Genomic DNA, 16,319 nt, shown 5'->3' with positions numbered 1-16,319 from the left:
CGGATGCTGCTCTAGCCTTTGTTGATCCGCTGTCTGGCCGATTCGCGTTTGCCTGTGGCGGGAACGAGCTCGCCCACTTCTCCCAGGCCGAAAACAGGCATATTGACATACACACATTCGTAATGGCCCGCTTCTACCAAGTACGTCTCATGGTAAATTCCGACCGAGCCGTCTGCGCCCACTGCCTGATTGAACTTTTTCCACGCCTTCAGGTGCAGTGGGGCGTGCCGCGCATATTTTTCCAAATGCTCAAACGAACGCCAATATTGAATCTGGGTGATCGTGCACAGGCTCATGCTGGAGCGACTGCCCAAAAAGCCAAGCTCGGGATTTTGATACAGCTCCTCCACCATTCCGCCCATCGCCCGCGCAACCGGAAGCCATTTGTGAACCGCCAGCAGTTGGTTGATCCGCATGCCGATGATGAACACTACGTATGACCCTTCCATTTTTGCCGTGTACCGTCCAGGCACAATTTTCGCCATTGCGCTCTCCTACCTTGTCAAAGATTTGAGATGAAGCTCATAGCAAGCCATAAAATCGTCCGACCGGAACAAATGCGCCGTCAAATACGCCCCGTAAAACATGGAGAACAGCAGCACGACAGCCTCCTCCTCGCTGACATCGTCGGCGAGTTCCCCGTCTTCGCGCGCTTCCCGCACACAGCGCACAAAAATCTGGTGCAAGTCCGCATCGCTGAAGGGCGCCCTGTCGCTGACATCGGGGAACAGCAAGGCCAGCTCCGCCGCTGACAGCGTCGGGACGCACGGATGCATTTTTTGCTCGGCGAGAAAGCTAATCAGGCTGAGCATAATCCCCGGATACTTCTCGCTTTCCTCCGCCACCATGGAAAAGATGTGGCGCACAGCAGCAAAGCCCCGCTTCCCGTTGGCTGACAGCTCGCAGAAGCAGCGCGCCTGCCAGATGCTCATGAAATAGATGAGCAGCTCCTCTTTTTGCGGAAAAAACTTGAAAAACGTCACCTTGGATACTTCTGCACGCTCGCAAATATCGTCGACGAGCACGCTGCGAAATGTTCCTTCGTCGATCAGGGCCAGTGCTGCCTCCAGTAAGGCGAGCTTCGTTTTTGCTTTTTTCTTTTCTCGCAGCGAAATCGTTTCCGTCATAGTTCCCTCTCTTTCGTTTTCCAGTTACATCCAAGAAATACAATAGCATTTATATTAACTCGAGTAAAGTTTTTTATTTAAGTAAATGAATTGTACAACGGCGTTTTCTCCTCTTCCAGTAGCCAATGGCCCCAAAAGCCATACCATAGGTAAAGAGCCCTGCGAAGGAGAGAATCCCGTGAGAATTTGCTTTTCCTGTAATCTCATCGAATTCAAGCCAAAGGGAAACGTCCTGCAATTTTTTATTTTGCTGCGTTCCGTCGACCGTATCGTGACGAAGCTTGGCGCGAGCGAGCGCAAGCGGTACGTGCTCGATTGCGTCTTGCCTTTTCAGTTCCGCAACGGAACGGGCGGCTTTACGTTTGAACACGTCCGGTTTCACAAGTCGGACGATCTCGTGAATGACATCATCGCCCGCGACCAAAAGCACAAATACGACTTTTTGTTTATCCGTGGCCGCAACGAGGCTTTTCACCTGGTGGAAAAAAAGCCTGCGCTCGGCAAAAAGCTGCTCTATTTGGCCGTCCAGTATAATTTGCGGGACCCGTACATCATGGGCAGACTGGATCACATTTTCCAGCATTCCCGCGTCGTCTTTTTCCAGACGGAGCCGAATGCCGACAGATATCGCCGCTACCAGCTCAGCAAAGCGAAATACTCGGCGCAGGAGCTACAGCGCAAAATCCAGGTGCTGCCCCAGTTCGTCGAACCCCACGACGGCGAGCCGCTCACCCGTCTGCCTGGCGAGCCTTTGCATCTGATCTGGGCAGGCGTCATCCGACCGCGCTATGGACTTGCTGTCGCCACCAAAGCGATTCGCCTGATTCGCAAAAGATATCCGAAAGCGAAGCTGCGCGTCCTCTATCCGTCCATCGTCGGCAGCTATCAAAAAAAGGCGCGGATTCTGCTGCGCACGTCTGGCGTCGCCGACCACGGGCAAAAGTCGATGTGGACGACCCAAAAGATGATCGTGCAAAGCGGCATCGGCATTGCGCTGCTCTACGACGATACCCCGGACCAGAACCCGTCTCACTCGTACTTGTCCCGGATCATCGAATGCATGGCGCTCGGCGTCCCTGTCCTGACGACCAAAACGATCGGCAATCTCGCGTTGCTGGGCGAACATTACCCGCTGTTTGTGCAGGATGCCCACGACATCGCCTTCCATTACGAAAAGCTGCGCGATCCCGCCTACTACCAGGACATGAGCCAGTACGTCCGGGCGCGCGGGGAGCGCTTTCTCGCCGACAACGCCGTCCAGCCGTTTTGGCGCGTGCTGCAAAGCGAGTACAGGCAGCGCAAATAGCAAAAAAAGCCAACACGCCCGCAAGCAAGCGTGTTGGCTTTTTGGTTATTTCATCATTTTTCCCATGCGATAAGCTGCTTCCATGATGTAGGGAGCGTACTCGCTCATTTTTTCCGGGGTGAGCCGGTTGGATGGGCCAGATGCAGCGATTGACGCCACCAGTTGTCCGTTGCGGTTGAAGATCGGCACCGCTACGGCCGCTGTCCCCAGCTCGCGCTCCTCCACGCTGGTTGCAAAGCCAAGTCTTTTGATCTGGTCGAGCTGCTCGACATACGCCTCCCGATTGACGTATTCCGGCCAGTCCGGATCGTTCAGAACTTGTTCCAGCACATGCGGCTCGTCATAGGCGACCAACACCTTGCTGGACGCCCCGACGGCCAGCGGCATGCGCGCCCCGATCGGCGCGACCCTGCGAATCGGCTGCCGACTCTGCACAGCCTGAATGCGTATTCGCTCGTTTCCATCGCGCACGTACAGGCTGATCGTTTCCTCTACCAAATCCCGCAGCCTCTCCATCTCGGGCAAAAGCAGTGTGGCGGGATCGTCGTTATGCGTCAGGTTGGCGGAAAGCTCCCAGATGCGAAAGCCTAACCGATATTTTTCCGTCTGGACATCACGGATGAGAAAGCCCTTGTTTTCCAACGTCGCCAGCAAACGATGCACCGTGCTTTTATGCAAGGAAAGCCGACTCGATATCTCACTTAGCCCAAGGTCTGTGGCGTCCGTAAAACAGAGCAGGATATCCAAAGCACGCTCGACGGAACGAACGTTTGCTTTTTGTTCATCCATTTGTTCTTACACCTGCTTCCTACTTGGTTCCGTTCGTTTCATCTGATGAAACAAATATGCTACTTTTCAGTATACAAAAATTAATAGCATAGTAAAGAGCGAATCTTCCCCCGCCGAGCCAAATCCTACCTATTTTTTTGCGGCAAGGACATTCCCACAAGCGCTGAAACAAGCCGGACATACATTAGGAAAGAATCATGCGTTTCACATCACGATTGGGGGAATGACCTCTTTGGGCAATAAAAGCGAGTCAAAACTGACCAAGTACTACGTGCTGCGGGCAAGCTCCGCTCTGTCCGGCGCGCTGCCAAAGACGCGCAAGTTTTCCAGGCGCGCTCTGTACAAGTTTCTCGACCGTTACCGCAAAGTGATCGCCAAGCCAGCCTCAGGCAGCGGAGGCGCGGGAGTCATCCTCGTGACCGGGCTCGGCGGCGGCCGCTATCGGGGCCAGCGCGGGGCCAAGCGCAAGACGAAGCACGGCAAAAAAGCGGCGTACAAGCATTTGGCCGCAAAATCAAAACGCGCTATCTCGTGCAGCAGGGCATATCGCTTGCTCGCGTCAACAGCTCGCTGTTTGACGTCAGAGTCATGGTGCAGCGAAAAAGCGGACAGCCTTGGGTAGTGGCGGGCAAAGGCTACATCATCACCAACATTAAGCGCAGCGGTGGCAAAGTGCTCCCGCTCTCCACCGCGATTTGGCGCTCGAACATTCGCGGGGCCTCGTCCTCGGCGATCGTCTCCCGTTTGCAGCAGGTCGCACTGCTCGCAGCGAAACGGCTGGCCCGCTACTACACCCGCCAGCGCGTCTTCGGCTTCGATATGGGCATCAATGCAAACGGGCGCGTCTGGATCATCGAAGCAAACTTGCGGCCAGACATTTCCTTGTTCCAGAAGCTCGCCGACAAAAGCATGTACCGCACCATCCTGGCCTATCGCCGCCACGGATGAACAAGCGGGTGTCCCCCTGGCAGGCAAGGCTGCCTCGCGGGGATACCCTGCTTTCTTTTTCGGGGCTGGTCCGCCTGCAATGGGAAAGGGGCGCATCCCGTCGTCTGCGTCAGACATGCGGGACAGCCCCCTGTTTATTTGGCCTTGTTTATTAAAAATCGAAGTTGTCCGGATCGGGTCCAAAGCGCTTGTTCTCGTTCAGCGCACTGATTTTTTCCACGTCTTCGGCACTCAGCGCGAAGTCAAACACTTGTGCGTTTTGCACGATGCGCTCAGGCGTAATGGATTTCGGAATGGTGACAACCTCGTTTTGCAAATCCCAGCGAATGACGATTTGCGCAGGCGACTTGCCGTATTTTTGTCCCAGTTCCACCAACAGCGGATGATCGAGATTCCCCTGCATCAGCGGGCTCCACGCCTCCAACTGGATGCTGCGCTCTTTGCAATACGCGTGCAGCTCTTTTTGCGTGAGCAGCGGATGGTACTCGACCTGGTTGACGACAGGCGTGATCTCGCTGTGCTTTTTCAGTTCTTCCAGATGGTGAATGTGAAAATTGCTCACGCCGATCGCTCGCACGTATCCATCGCGGTACAGCTTCTCCAGCGCTTTCCACGTCTCCACAAACTTGTCTTTTACCGGCCAGTGGATCAGGTACAGGTCGAGCGTATCCAGCCCCAGCTTTTTCATGCTCGCGTCGAAAGCTTTGAGCGTCGACTCGTAGCCTTGGTCGGCGTTCCACACCTTTGTCGTGATGAACAACTGGTCGCGGTCGATTCCCGCCTGGCGGATTCCTTCGCCCACGCCTTCCTCGTTGCCATAGGCAGCAGCGGTGTCCACACTGCGGTAGCCCGCCTCAATAGCCGAGCGGACTGCCACTGTTTCATTGCCATCTTTTGCTTTCCAGACGCCCAGACCCAGCCAAGGCATTTCCACTCCGTTGTTCAAAACGGAACGATCTGTGATTTGTGTTGCCATCCGATCTCCTCCCGACTCGCGCTGTTTATGTACTTACATTAAGAAAGTATATCACAGGTTGAGCGATCGGAAAACTCGACTGCTATCTTTTGGAAAAAAACAATCCCCCTCAAACATCAGGGAGGCTCGCTTCTCTTGCTCTAGTACAGACGATTGGTGTAGCTGTCTTGCAAGCCCTCTGCCACCTCTTTTGCAGAGATGCCAGGGAGCTTCACGTGGTCTGCCAGCATTTTGGCAATATTAGGCGTCGTGCCAGCCTCCGGCCACTTGTCCGGCTTCCACAGCCCGGAGCGCATAAACGCCTTGGCGCAATGCACGTAGCACTCTTCCACCTGCACGCCGATTCCGAGCGCGGGAACCTTGCCCTTTACAGCCATTTTCTCCAAAATATCCTGGTCCTGGATCACACATGCCCGTCCGTTGATCCGCAATGTTTCTTCCAGCGTCGGAATCAAAAAAATCAGGCCGATGTGCGGATTGACCAGGATGTTGGTGATGGAATCCATCCGCTTGTTCCCCGGCCGCTCCGGGATGACCAGATGGCGGTCGTCGATGATGTGCACGAAGCCCGGCGCATCTCCGCGCGGCGAGGCATCGCAGTTTCCTTTTTCATCTGCGGTAGAAATAATCAGAAAAGGCGATTGAGCGATATAATTCCGGCAATGCTCATCGAGCTGGGAGATCGACTTGTTTTGCACCAGGGGGCTCGGTACTCCGAACGTTTCTCGCAGTTGCTCCTCGGACGTGACTACTTCGCGAAATATTCCGAATCCTGACATGACTGCACCTCTTTTTCCTGTTATGGAAAAGCATTACCTCCATCATACCATAACCAGCGGCTGTTCACGGCACCGATTTGCCTTCCCGCGCTCAGCGGCTGCCTTCGACGCACTGCTGAATGTACTGCACGGACTGGGCGTTCAGATAACGGTCCTCGATCAATAGCGGCAAAAAGCGCGACTGCCGCTTCAAATAGTCGCCGACGATGCTGGTGCACACAATCAGGCTCGGCTTCGCGGACAAAAACTCATCCAAGGACGACGGGTATTCCATCGAGCCGATTTGCAGCTCCAGGTGCGTCATCCCCGCGTTGAGGATGGATTGGCGGAAATTGTAGGCGCCCTCCCATGTCGTGCCGCCGATTCCCACGAGGCTGCCAGGAGGGAGCTGCTGCAACTCCCGGATCGACTGGAGATTCGATTCCAGCAAGCAGCCGATGACCTTCGGAACGTCGCTGTCCCCCAAGCTGTCCAGCCATTTTTGCACCTCTTCTATGTGTAAAAACGTCGTGACGACGAGATCGTAGTAGCCGTTGAGAATGCTGCTTGCAAACTGCTCCAGGTCTTTAATCAGGCACGGCTTGACGGTGTAGCCGGTCGCCTTTTCCAGCTCGACCGCGTATTCCTGCACCTGTACGACATTACACTCGGCAAACAGGATGGCTGGCTTCGTCCGGCCCTGTGCCTTCTGGAAGGCCGGCTGCTTCGCCTTTTCCAGAACGCGGGACAAGATCGTCTCTTCCCGCTGCTTTGCTGCGATTCCCTGGTCGACCTGGGCGCTCTTTTTCGGGAGCTTGTCCGCGACAAACGCCGCTCCGGCATCGTCCAGCGTCACGTAGCCTTCCGCTTCCAGCGCTGCATACGCGGCTTCGACCGTTTGTTGCTTCAGCCGCAAAAAGCCGGACAGCTCGCGGATCGTCGGCAGTTTGTCCTGCGGCTGATAAATTCGTTGCTCCATCAAGTTTTTCAACTGTTCCTTCAATTGACTAGAGACGGGAATGGAGGATGGACCATTGACAGACTTCTGCATCAAATCACCCCGTGAAAAAGGTATCGCAGTAATATTCTGTCATATTACAATAGGATAATTGGACAAAGCAAGTGCCAGATACGAGAGCCAATTCGCATCCGGCACATTCTTTTCTCAATCTCCACGCGGCGGAAATTCGCCAAGCACGCAAATGATATAGTTTACGCCTAAATAGGGTTGTCTGTTGTTGTGCGGCATCCCTTCTCCTGCGGGCGAAACGGCGAACTGGCTAAGCGTTGTCTGTGCCGACGCATCGGCTGGTCCGTAAGCCAAAAGCCCGCCTCTGCCCTCCGTGTTCGACCAGATCATCCCGTCCGGGTTGTTTGTCGTCGGCCTCTCCGCAGCGTTTGGAACGTGCGTATGCCCAGGCATCTGTGAGGTATTTAGCGTCACCGTGCTGCTGCCTCCCTGATCTCCGAACGCTTTCGGCGTCAAGCCATTGCCTGTTCCGTGGTGCATCGGCGCCGTCCCTTGCAAATTGGGCAAAGCAAACGTCATTTTGCCATCCCCGCCAAATCTCGTCCCCAAAATGGCAAACAGCGGCGTAAACTGCCCGATCGAAAGCAAACTTCCGTCGCAAAAAGCCCAGTTTTTCGGTGCGAACTGGCCTGTAAAAATCCGAATCTCCCCGACAAAGCCGTCCATTTTTCATTCCTCCTCGATCAGTTAGTTACGGGAAGGGTATATCCCTTGTATAGCAATGCAGTAATTGAGCACCTGGTAAGGCTGCATGTTGTTGTGCGGCTGGCTCCCTCCGGCTGCGCCCAGGGCATCGCCGCGCATCGTCGCATTCGGGGCGGCCGCAAACGCTTGTACATTCGTCATGGCCCATACGTTTGCTTCGGCCTTTCCGATTGATCCCGAGGTCGACAGCGGCTTGGCGACGTGCGTGTGCGGCGGCATTTCCCCAATGCTCAGCACATGCGCTTCCTCGCCGCCAGCCTGTCCGAGCGTGATTCCGTTTCCGGTGTGGACAGGCACTCGCCCCCGCAGGTCAGGCAAGGCAAAGGTCGTGACGCCGTTCCCCCCATAAGTCGCTCCGAGGATCGAATACAGCGCCTGGTGCTGGGCAATTTGCAAAATGGATCCATCACACAGCGCCCAGCCCCTCATCGGGAACGGAAAAGCAAAGGCGCGAATTTCTCCGAGAAATGGTTCTGACATCGCAATCTACCTCCCCTGGATAAATGTGTTGCCTACGATTGGACTGGATAATAGCCTATTGTCGCAATGATGAAACTGATAACGGTATAGGGCATCATGTTATTGTGCGGCTGGTTGCCGCCGATGCTTTCCACGGCGAGAGGGCTCATCTGGATCGCCGCCTGATTTTGCGAAAATTGCGAAATCCGCTTCGCCCAAACATGCCCGCCTGGTTCCACATCAGTCCCGTCCGTTGACGATACGTTGACCGTATGGGTGTGCGTCGGCAATTGGCCAGACTGAAGGACGACCGTCTCGGTTCCGCCCATCGCTCCCAGCGGGTAAGCAGTTTGCGTGGACGGGTTGGTGCCCATGTGTACAGGCACTCGGCCGCGCAGATCGGGCAAGCCAAACGTGGTCATCCCGTCACCGCCATAGGTCGTTCCAATCACACTGAACAGCAGTTCATTTTCCGCTATCGAAAGCAATTGCCCCTCGCAAAACGCCCAGCCCCGCGGCGCATAAGTTCCCGCAAACATCCTGATTTCTCCCACATATGGTTCCATCGTTGTTGCTCCCTCCTTGTTTGCTTCTGCGTATTTGCCCGAAAAGCAGTCTCCGGTCTCTGCTTGCCGGTCTTGTCCTTCGCAAGTCAGAAAGTGCCAGCCGTATAGCTGGCACCTTCTTCTCTCAAAAAACACGGCGCTACTTTCTGACCTCCACCCGCACGCTGGCGGTCTTGCCTTCGTAGTTGATGGTGACGATCGTTTTACCCGCCTTGCGGGCAACGATGTTCCCGTCGATCACCTCGGCGATCTCCGGATCCTCTACCGTCCACTCGGCGTCCTCTGCAATCAGGTCCTGGTACCCTTTTTCATACGTGCCCGTCAGGACGAGCGCTTTTTCCTGCCCTTCCTTCAAGCGGACGTAGGCAGGTGCGACCTCGATGCGTCTCGGCTGTTTTTCCTCGACAACCAGCAGGCGGACCCTGAATTTCCGTTTGTCTATGCTCCCGGAAATGACGGCTGTACCTGTCGCCTTGGCAACCATCCTGCCATCCTCGTCAACCTCCACGACATCCGGATTGGAGGAAGTCCATTCTACTTGATCCGTCACATCTTCTGTCGTGTCGTCGCCGTACAGCGCCACCAGCTCCAACTGCCTTTCCTCGTCTACCGCAAGCACGCCCTCGGTCCGGGAAAGCAGGCTGACTTTATCGCTTGTGCGGGTTGTGATCGTAACCGGGATTTGCAGCTCTTGCCCTTCGTACGTTACCGTGATGACGTCCTCGCCTTCGTCGCTGCCAGCCGTAATCTGGCCCGCTGCTACCGTGACGAGGCCGCGCTTCGTGCGGTACTCTACCTTTTTGTCTGTGGTGATCTCTGTCTTCTCGTCCCCTTCGACCTTGAAAATCTGGACGTGCGCCCGCTCTTTTGGCTTCAGGCGGAACGCTTTTTTCGAGGCTTGCAGGGAGGAAGAATCGGCCTCTTCCTTGACCGTTACTTCTACCGTATCCGTGTAGCCGCCATCGACAGTAGTGACGGTAATGCGCGCAGTCCCTGCTGCCCGTGCCACGATGTTCCCCTGACTGTCTACCTCCGCCACAGCGGAATGGCTGCTCGCCCATCTGACCCGTTTGTCGCTCGCATTTTCCGGCTGAATCACAGCGGTCACTGTGCGCGTATCGCCTGCTTGCAACTGCAGGCTGCTCGCATCGAGCTGTACGCCTGTCACCTTGACCGTTGTTGGCGGAGTCGGAACGTAAACGGACAGCCTGATTTGCGCCTCCAGTTCAATCGTGTTGTGCGCCTCGTCGCGCAGTTGCAGCAGCACTTTTTTCATCCCGTTGCCGGAAGGAAGCCGCCACGGAACCGTTGGAGCCGCCTGTTCCCAGTCGCTCCAGCCCTCGTTTTCATTGGCGAAGCGCATTTCTACCTCTCCCAGCGAGTCGGTGGCGGTAACGTTCAGCGTCACATTGACCGAGCTTGCCGTCGCAGCGTCGTTGTTAATGGCAAACGTGCCCTGCGGAGGCGTTTTGTCGATGGTAAAGGCAATCTGCGTGAAGTTGCTTGCGGCGTCGGTGACGACCAGTTCGTGCTCGCCCTCATCGCTTACCGTCGTGCCGCTTGTAAATGACTGACCGTCGAGTGTAGCCGTGCCCTCGTTGAACGTGATCTGCACGTCTTCCCGGTAGCTTTTGCCATTCTCGACACCATGCACGACCGGCGCGTTCATATCAAGCTCGATGCTGCTTGTAAAGGACGAGACATTTCCGGCCTGATCGCGCAGTTGCATGCGAACGATTTTGCTCCCATCGTTTGCCGACAGCTCCCACGGCAGCGCCGAAACGACGTCGCTCCAGGCGTTCCACTCTTCATCCTCGTTGGCGAAGCGAGCCTGCACAGGGCCATTGGCATCTGCTGCCGTAACCGTCAAGTTGACCGTCCGCGTCTCTGTCACGAGGTTGCCCCCGTTAATGAGCAAGCTTCCCGCCGGCATGGTCGTATCCAGAACAATCGTATCGCTTACGTCCGTCGTGTACCCCGCTTTGTCCTCCAGGCGCACGTAGACGGTTTTGCCGCCATCTGCTTCGGACAGCGTCCACTCTTTTGTCAGGGCAAACGGCTCGGCTGGGCTCCATGTGCTTCCATCGTTGGAAAAGGACATGCGCGTGTCCGGTGCGCCTTTGTTTGCGTAAAGATCCAGCGTCACATTGCGCGAGGTTGTGAACGCCGCGCCCTGATTAATCGCGAGCGTCCCTGTCAAAGGCGTCTTGTCGATCGTAAAAAAGATGGTTGTTTTGTTTCCGGCCGCATCCGTTACGACGAGCGTGTACTGCCCGTGCTCAGTAACGGTTGTTCCGCTAAGGAAAGGAGCGTCGTTCAACGTAGCCGTCCCGTCCGAAAAGGAAATCTGCTGGTCGGAGTTGTACACGCCCTCATGGGTCACCCCGCTGACTACAGGCGGTGTCGTATCGAGCATGATAGACTTTTGCAAGTCGCGCACGTTGCCCGCGCGATCGCGCAGTTGCAAAAAGACTGTTTTCGTACCGTCTCCGGTGGATAGCTCCCACGCTTTCGTCTGCTGCGCCGGCTCCCAGTCCGACCAGTCATTCGTCCCTGTAGGGGAGAAACGCATTTGCAGTTGATCGTCCGCATCCGCGTATTGCAGCTTCAGTTCAACCTGCCGCTCGTTCGTCACGCTCTGGTCGTCATTGATCGTAAAGCTTCCGGTCGGGGCGGTTTGATCCAGCGTAATGTGCGCCTCCCATGTCGCCTCGTTCCCGGCCGCATCTCTCAGCTTGACCGCCACGCGCTTTTGCCCATCGCCGGAACTGAGTGTCCACGACTTCGTAGCCGCAAACGGTTCGGATGGCTGCCACCCTTCCGCGTCATTGGCGAAGGCGGCCGTCATCGGGGACATATCCGTCACATTCAACTGCAGCACGACCTGCGGGGTGTTCGTCCAGTCCTCGCCATTGTTGATCGTGAAGGTTCCCGCAGGCTTTGTCCGGTCAACCGTGAAGGAAACGGTCGTGGTATTGCCTGCCACGTCCGTGACAACCAGCGTGTACGTGCCGTCCTCGCTGATCTGCTCGCCATCCGCAAACGGCTCGCCGTTCAGTACAGCCGTCCCTTCCGAAAAATGAACGGTGACCTCCTGGTTGTAATAGTTGCCAGCCGCAACGCCTGTCACTTCCGGCGGAACCGTATCCAGCAAAATGCTGGCAGAGCGCGTGACTTCATGCCCCGCCGCGTCGCGGAATTTGGCGTAGACCGTTTTGTTTCCGTCGCCGCTGCTCAATTTCCACTGCAGCTCAGGCTGGACAGGCTGCCATCCGCCTGCAAACACGCCGTCCGTATTGGAGAGCGTCATCTCTACAGGGCCTTGCGCATCTGTCGCTTCGATCAGCAGCTTGACAGTCGCAGACGAAGTCGCCGTATTCGCAGCGTTCGTTCCTTTGATCGACAGGGCGGCTTCTGGCGGAGTCGTATCCAGCGTAATGCTGTCCTCGTATTCCCGCTCATGCCCCAGCCCGTCTTTCAGCTTCATTTTCACGGTTTTGCTTCCGTCTCCGGGGCTCAGTTCCCATGCTTTCGTGGCGGCAAGCCACTCCCATCCGGACCAGGTGGCCCCATCGTTGGAGAAGTTCATCTGAAGCTGGCCGATGCCTTCCCCGTCCGTCCCCGTGATCGTCAACACAACATTTCGCTTTGTCGTAAACGATTGGCCGCTTTCGATCTGCAGGGATCCCGTCGGAGCGGTTGTATCGAGAAAAAACGAAAGCGTCGTCGTGTTTCCAGCCATATCTGTCACTCTCAGCGTATAGTTGCCATCCGCCGTCACCTTGTAGCCGCTGACAATCGCGGCCCCGTTCAGAACCGCTGTCCCTTCGTTAAAGGTGATCGTCACAGGCTCCTTGTAATCGCCTCTGTCGACCACTCCCGTCACGAGTGGCGGGGTCGTGTCCAGCGTGATTGTGGCGCTGGCGGAAATCTGATGGCCGGCTTCATCCTGCGCCTGCATGTAGACCGTCTTTACTCCGTCTCCCGCCGCTAACGTCCAGGGATAGGAAGACGACGGGCTGTAAGCTTTCCAATCATCCGTCCATTGATCGGCGGCATTCGAGAACCGCACCTGTAACGGCTTGCCGAGATCAGGATCGGTGACTGTCGTTTTCAGACTGACCTGATTGAAGCTGGTGTAGAACATGCCCTCGTTAATCGTCAGCTCGGCAAAAGTCGGCGGCTCCTGCACATCCTCGACCCGGATCGTAAATGCTTTGGTGAGCGTGTTTCCGGCGGAGTCGCTCACCTTGACGTCGATGGAATAGCTGCTTTTCGTCTCATAGTCAAACGATGCCGTGGTGAACAGCTCGTTGCCGACAAGCTTGAAGGCGCCTTGCTCGTTGCCTGTCAACTCAAACGTCAATTTGCCCTGATCTTCGCTGTCCGGGTCTGTCGCGTTGAACGTGCCGACCGGCGTGTCCGCCGGAAGATTTTCCGGGACGCTGTCGTTGCTCAGTGAAATAGCGGTCGGCGGGGAGTTCGGAGCATAGGTGATCTCCAGGTACGGAATCTTTTCCGTTTGACCGGATGACTTGTCGAGAAAAGCGACCTGTATCCGTGGTGCGCCACCCGCTGGCGGCAACTGATGCCCTTTTAGCACAAAGCTCGCTACTTTATCCGCCGACTGCTCCCGCAGAAAATCGGTCACGTCAAACGATACCCAGTCATTCTGCCTCAGACCGGATTCCGTAATCCGCTCGATCAGCTCTGCGGTTTGCGGAAGAACAGCATCCCGCTCTGTCCAGGAATCATTCTGGGCGGCGTAAAGATCGAGAAACGGTTTTCCTTGGAAGGCATCCACCTGAGTCAGAAAAAGACGCAAATAGGCCGACTGGATTTTCCGGTTGAAATCAACCTGACCGCTCCCCAACTGAAACTTGAGAGCTGCATTGGCAGCCCCAAAAGAGTCGGCATATCCGACAAATATCGCATTCAAGTTTCCTACGCCGTCGGGTGTTCCGTGCTCATAGGCATCTGTATCCACAAAAAAATCTTCGCCCACCGGGACCTTGGCCGAAGTCTGATTCGCTCCGGCAGGCGGCACCATTGGCTGTGCCAGCGAAAAAATCAGCAGCAACGACAACAGCCGTGCAAGCAATCGTTTCATATCGTCCTCTTCATTCCTCCCTTCGCCGTTGATGCGCTTTTACTCGTTTCTTTTCAGCCTGTTCGCCTGGCATACTTTGGGACAGGCATCTAGGAAATGGCAAACCAATTTTAGCAAAAGATGCTCCAGCGTGAACCTTACTAAAGTTAGTTCTTTTGTTGCTATTTTGGCGAAGCACTCGCCGTACGGCACGAGTGTCGAGCGCCACGAAAAAACCGCTGTTTCGCCCGGCATGCATGAGCCTGAGCACCAGCGGTTTGGCTTTGCTTTTTTATTGTTCGCGCTGGCGAAACCCGGTCAAAAACGACAGCAGCACGTGCACAGCCGTCTTGACCGTCGCTTCTGCCCGGTCCTTGTACGGGTCGAGACAGACGAGGTCCATCGCCTTGACCTTCGGATGCAGCCCTGCCGCGTAGACAGCCTCGAACAGCTCGTCGCTGTGCATGCCTCCGGGTGTGGAAGCAGGAACCCCGGGGCCGTAGCTGCAATCGAGCACGTCCATGTCCACGGTCAAATAGATCGTGTCCACCTGGCCCGCGAGCTGTTCCAGCGCTTCCTGCACGGTGCGGGCCACCCCTTTTTGCCGCGCCTGGCGAAGCGTCGTATAGCGCACGCCTGTTTCGTCGGCGTATGCTTTGAGCGAGCGGGCGTTGAAAAAGCCGTGCAGCCCGATGTTGTGCACATCCCGCGCGCAAATCGTGCCGCTCTCGATCAGATTGCGGATCGGCGTGCCGTTCGAGGGGCCGTTGTCCGCCAAATCGCGCAGGTCAAAATGCGTGTCCAGTTGCAGGATGCCTACCCGCTCGTCGGGATGGATGTCCTTGTAGCCTTTGATGAGCATCGCCGTGATCGAATGATCGCCGCCCAGCATCACAGGCAAAAGCTGCGGATGGTGCGTGCGCATTTGCGCCATCGCTTCCCGGATGTTGCGGTGGCACTGGGCGATGTCTGTCACATGCTGCCTGACGTCGCCGAGGTCGACGACGCGCAGCGGCTGCAAGTCCACGTCGTGATCGAGATTATAGGTCGTAAAATACTTCCACGCCCGCCGCATCGCGTCCGGATTCTCGCTCGCTGCCGAGGCCGAAATGGACGAGCGCGACAGCGGCACCCCTAAGAGCACCACATCGTAGTCGCTCCAGTCGGTGCTGCCCGCCGTCGCCGGATCGAGCGTTGCAATCCACTCGCTTACTTTTGGCTCGGCAGGCGCTGCGCTCCGGTCCCAGGAAAAGCTGGGCGGCTTCAGGAGCGGATACGGGTACCCTGCTGTCATACGCGTCTCCCTCCCGCGACGACGACCGTGCCTTTTTTGATGACCGTGTCTACGTGGTTGACGCCGTAACGATATTGCAAAGTCATGAAGTCTGGCACGTCAAAAATGGCGATGTCCGCTTTTTTCCCGACCTCGATGCTGCCGACCTCGTGCGCGCAGCGGATGGCGTGTGCGGCGTTGATCGTCGCGGCCGTCAACACTTCTGCCGGAGTCATCCCCATTTTCAGGCAGCCGAGATTCATCATCAGCGGCAGCGAGACAGTCGGCGAGGAGCCAGGGTTGCAGTCGGTCGAGAGCGCGACCGCCACGCCGCGGTCAATCATTTTGCGCCCGTTCGCAGATTCAGCCATCAGAAACAAGGCCGTGCCTGGCAACAGCACCGCGATCACCCCTGCCTTTGCCATCAGCTCGATCCCGCGATCGGAGGCGCGCAGCAAATGATCGGCAGAGACGGCGCCGAGCGAAGCCGCCAGCTCCGCGCCTTCGTACGGCTCGATTTCATCCGCGTGGATTTTCGGCAGCAGGCCGTGGCGCATCCCGGCTTCGAGAATGCGCCGCGACTGCTCGGGGGTAAAGACGCCGCGCTCGCAAAACACGTCGTTGAAAACGGCCAACTTGCGCCGTGCGACCTCGGGAATCATTTGCTCGATGACCAAATCGACAAACGCATCCGGCGTTTCCTTGTACGCGCGCGGAACCGCATGTGCGCCCATGAACGTGCTGACGAGATCGACCGGATGCTCTTCATGCAGCTTTTTCGCTACTTCAAGCTGCTTGAGTTCGTCCTCCAGGGTGAGGCCGTAGCCGCTCTTGGCCTCGACGGTCGTCACCCCGTGCAGCAAAAACTGGTCGAGCCGCCGCTTGCTCTCGGCATACAGCTCTTCGTGTGTCGCCTGTCTCGTCGCCGCAGTCGTCGCGTGGATGCCGCCGCCGTTGTTCATGATGTCCATGTACGTCGCGCCGTTCAGGCGCATGTTGAACTCGTTTTGCCGGGTGCCCGCATGCACGAGGTGCGTATGCGGGTCGATCAAGCCTGGCGTGACCAGCTTGCCCGTGGCGTCGATGACGAACGCTTCGTGCGCCCGCTCGCGGTAGACACTCGCCAACTCGTCGTCGGTGCCGACCCGCTCGATCACGCCGTTTTCCAGCCATACGCTGCCGTCCTCAATAATCGCCAGCTCGTTCATTCTGGCCCCTGTCACCGGAGCAGAAGACCCGCCAGCCAACGTGGCGAGCTGGCTGGCATGGCGAATCCATACTGGTTTTTTCATC

Annotated in this window: 13 protein-coding genes and 1 pseudogene; 2 read left to right on the top strand and 12 right to left on the bottom strand. The window is 56.7% G+C overall.

All coding sequences use genetic code 11. The features are described 5' to 3' along the window. Window positions 1-11: 11 nt before the first annotated feature. Window positions 12-485, bottom strand: a complete 474-nt coding sequence (locus AC3WJN_RS07120; RefSeq protein WP_005828484.1) for a DUF4188 domain-containing protein — start codon at window positions 483-485, stop codon at window positions 12-14. Window positions 486-494: 9 nt separating this feature from the next. Further along, the gene (locus AC3WJN_RS07115; RefSeq protein WP_007783130.1) at window positions 495-1,127 is read right to left on the bottom strand and encodes a TetR/AcrR family transcriptional regulator; all 633 of its coding nucleotides are present in this window, start codon (window positions 1,125-1,127) and stop codon (window positions 495-497) included. 178 nt (window positions 1,128-1,305) lie between these two features. On the opposite strand from AC3WJN_RS07115, the gene AC3WJN_RS07110 reads away from it, so the two are divergent. After that, window positions 1,306-2,433 (top strand): glycosyltransferase family protein, encoded by a 1,128-nt coding sequence (locus tag AC3WJN_RS07110; protein WP_005828480.1) that lies wholly within the window; start codon window positions 1,306-1,308, stop codon window positions 2,431-2,433. Window positions 2,434-2,478: 45 nt separating this feature from the next. Here AC3WJN_RS07110 and AC3WJN_RS07105 read toward each other — a convergent pair whose 3' ends face one another. Beyond that, the gene (locus AC3WJN_RS07105) at window positions 2,479-3,222 is read right to left on the bottom strand and encodes an IclR family transcriptional regulator (protein ID WP_005828478.1); all 744 of its coding nucleotides are present in this window, start codon (window positions 3,220-3,222) and stop codon (window positions 2,479-2,481) included. A gap of 223 nt (window positions 3,223-3,445) precedes the next feature. Here AC3WJN_RS07105 and AC3WJN_RS07100 point away from each other — a divergent pair. Further along, window positions 3,446-4,170 (top strand): annotated as a pseudogene (locus AC3WJN_RS07100) (YheC/YheD family protein). Between the two features lie 151 nt (window positions 4,171-4,321). Here AC3WJN_RS07100 and AC3WJN_RS07095 read toward each other — a convergent pair. The 9 genes from AC3WJN_RS07095 to hutI form a co-directional block, all read right to left on the bottom strand. Next, a complete protein-coding gene (locus tag AC3WJN_RS07095) occupies window positions 4,322-5,146 on the bottom strand; it encodes an aldo/keto reductase (RefSeq protein WP_005828471.1) in 825 nt (274 codons plus the stop codon). Window positions 5,147-5,286: 140 nt separating this feature from the next. Next, window positions 5,287-5,925, bottom strand: coding sequence for a pyridoxamine 5'-phosphate oxidase family protein (locus AC3WJN_RS07090; RefSeq protein WP_005828469.1), 639 nt, complete (start codon window positions 5,923-5,925; stop codon window positions 5,287-5,289). A gap of 91 nt (window positions 5,926-6,016) precedes the next feature. Further along, complete coding sequence (locus AC3WJN_RS07085) at window positions 6,017-6,955, bottom strand: GntR family transcriptional regulator (RefSeq protein ID WP_492329231.1); 939 nt, start codon at window positions 6,953-6,955, stop codon at window positions 6,017-6,019. A 114-nt stretch (window positions 6,956-7,069) separates the two neighbouring features. Continuing rightward, the gene (locus AC3WJN_RS07080; RefSeq protein ID WP_005828466.1) at window positions 7,070-7,600 is read right to left on the bottom strand and encodes a phage tail protein; all 531 of its coding nucleotides are present in this window, start codon (window positions 7,598-7,600) and stop codon (window positions 7,070-7,072) included. 21 nt (window positions 7,601-7,621) lie between these two features. Beyond that, a complete protein-coding gene (locus tag AC3WJN_RS07075; protein ID WP_005828464.1) occupies window positions 7,622-8,119 on the bottom strand; it encodes a phage tail protein in 498 nt (165 codons plus the stop codon). A gap of 32 nt (window positions 8,120-8,151) precedes the next feature. After that, complete coding sequence (locus AC3WJN_RS07070) at window positions 8,152-8,664, bottom strand: phage tail protein (RefSeq protein WP_005828462.1); 513 nt, start codon at window positions 8,662-8,664, stop codon at window positions 8,152-8,154. A 139-nt stretch (window positions 8,665-8,803) separates the two neighbouring features. Continuing rightward, complete coding sequence (locus AC3WJN_RS07065) at window positions 8,804-13,774, bottom strand: Ig-like domain-containing protein (protein ID WP_007783115.1); 4,971 nt, start codon at window positions 13,772-13,774, stop codon at window positions 8,804-8,806. A gap of 271 nt (window positions 13,775-14,045) precedes the next feature. After that, window positions 14,046-15,047: an agmatinase family protein gene (locus AC3WJN_RS07060; protein ID WP_007783111.1), complete on the bottom strand. Its 1,002-nt coding sequence runs from the start codon at window positions 15,045-15,047 to the stop codon at window positions 14,046-14,048. Continuing rightward, window positions 15,044-16,318, bottom strand: coding sequence for an imidazolonepropionase (gene hutI / locus AC3WJN_RS07055; protein WP_007783109.1), 1,275 nt, complete (start codon window positions 16,316-16,318; stop codon window positions 15,044-15,046). The genes AC3WJN_RS07060 and hutI overlap by 4 nt, the downstream gene beginning before the upstream one ends. Between the last annotated feature and the right edge of the window lies 1 nt (window position 16,319).

The organism is Brevibacillus sp. FW306-2-1A-C05A, assembly GCF_058781555.1.
This window is presented reverse-complemented; position numbering and strand designations above follow the sequence as displayed.

What these genes read in the sequence shown, in the direction of transcription:
- AC3WJN_RS07120 (WP_005828484.1), bottom strand. Translation starts at nt 485, where the DNA reads ATGGCGAAAATTGTGCCTGGACGGTACACGGCAAAAATGGAAGGGTCA.
- AC3WJN_RS07065 (WP_007783115.1), bottom strand. Translation starts at nt 13,774, where the DNA reads ATGAAACGATTGCTTGCACGGCTGTTGTCGTTGCTGCTGATTTTTTCG.
- AC3WJN_RS07070 (WP_005828462.1), bottom strand. Translation starts at nt 8,664, where the DNA reads ATGGAACCATATGTGGGAGAAATCAGGATGTTTGCGGGAACTTATGCG.
- hutI (WP_007783109.1), bottom strand. Translation starts at nt 16,318, where the DNA reads ATGAAAAAACCAGTATGGATTCGCCATGCCAGCCAGCTCGCCACGTTG.
- AC3WJN_RS07080 (WP_005828466.1), bottom strand. Translation starts at nt 7,600, where the DNA reads ATGGACGGCTTTGTCGGGGAGATTCGGATTTTTACAGGCCAGTTCGCA.
- AC3WJN_RS07105 (WP_005828478.1), bottom strand. Translation starts at nt 3,222, where the DNA reads ATGGATGAACAAAAAGCAAACGTTCGTTCCGTCGAGCGTGCTTTGGAT.
- AC3WJN_RS07060 (WP_007783111.1), bottom strand. Translation starts at nt 15,047, where the DNA reads ATGACAGCAGGGTACCCGTATCCGCTCCTGAAGCCGCCCAGCTTTTCC.
- AC3WJN_RS07095 (WP_005828471.1), bottom strand. Translation starts at nt 5,146, where the DNA reads ATGGCAACACAAATCACAGATCGTTCCGTTTTGAACAACGGAGTGGAA.
- AC3WJN_RS07115 (WP_007783130.1), bottom strand. Translation starts at nt 1,127, where the DNA reads ATGACGGAAACGATTTCGCTGCGAGAAAAGAAAAAAGCAAAAACGAAG.
- AC3WJN_RS07075 (WP_005828464.1), bottom strand. Translation starts at nt 8,119, where the DNA reads ATGTCAGAACCATTTCTCGGAGAAATTCGCGCCTTTGCTTTTCCGTTC.
- AC3WJN_RS07085 (WP_492329231.1), bottom strand. Translation starts at nt 6,955, where the DNA reads ATGCAGAAGTCTGTCAATGGTCCATCCTCCATTCCCGTCTCTAGTCAA.
- AC3WJN_RS07090 (WP_005828469.1), bottom strand. Translation starts at nt 5,925, where the DNA reads ATGTCAGGATTCGGAATATTTCGCGAAGTAGTCACGTCCGAGGAGCAA.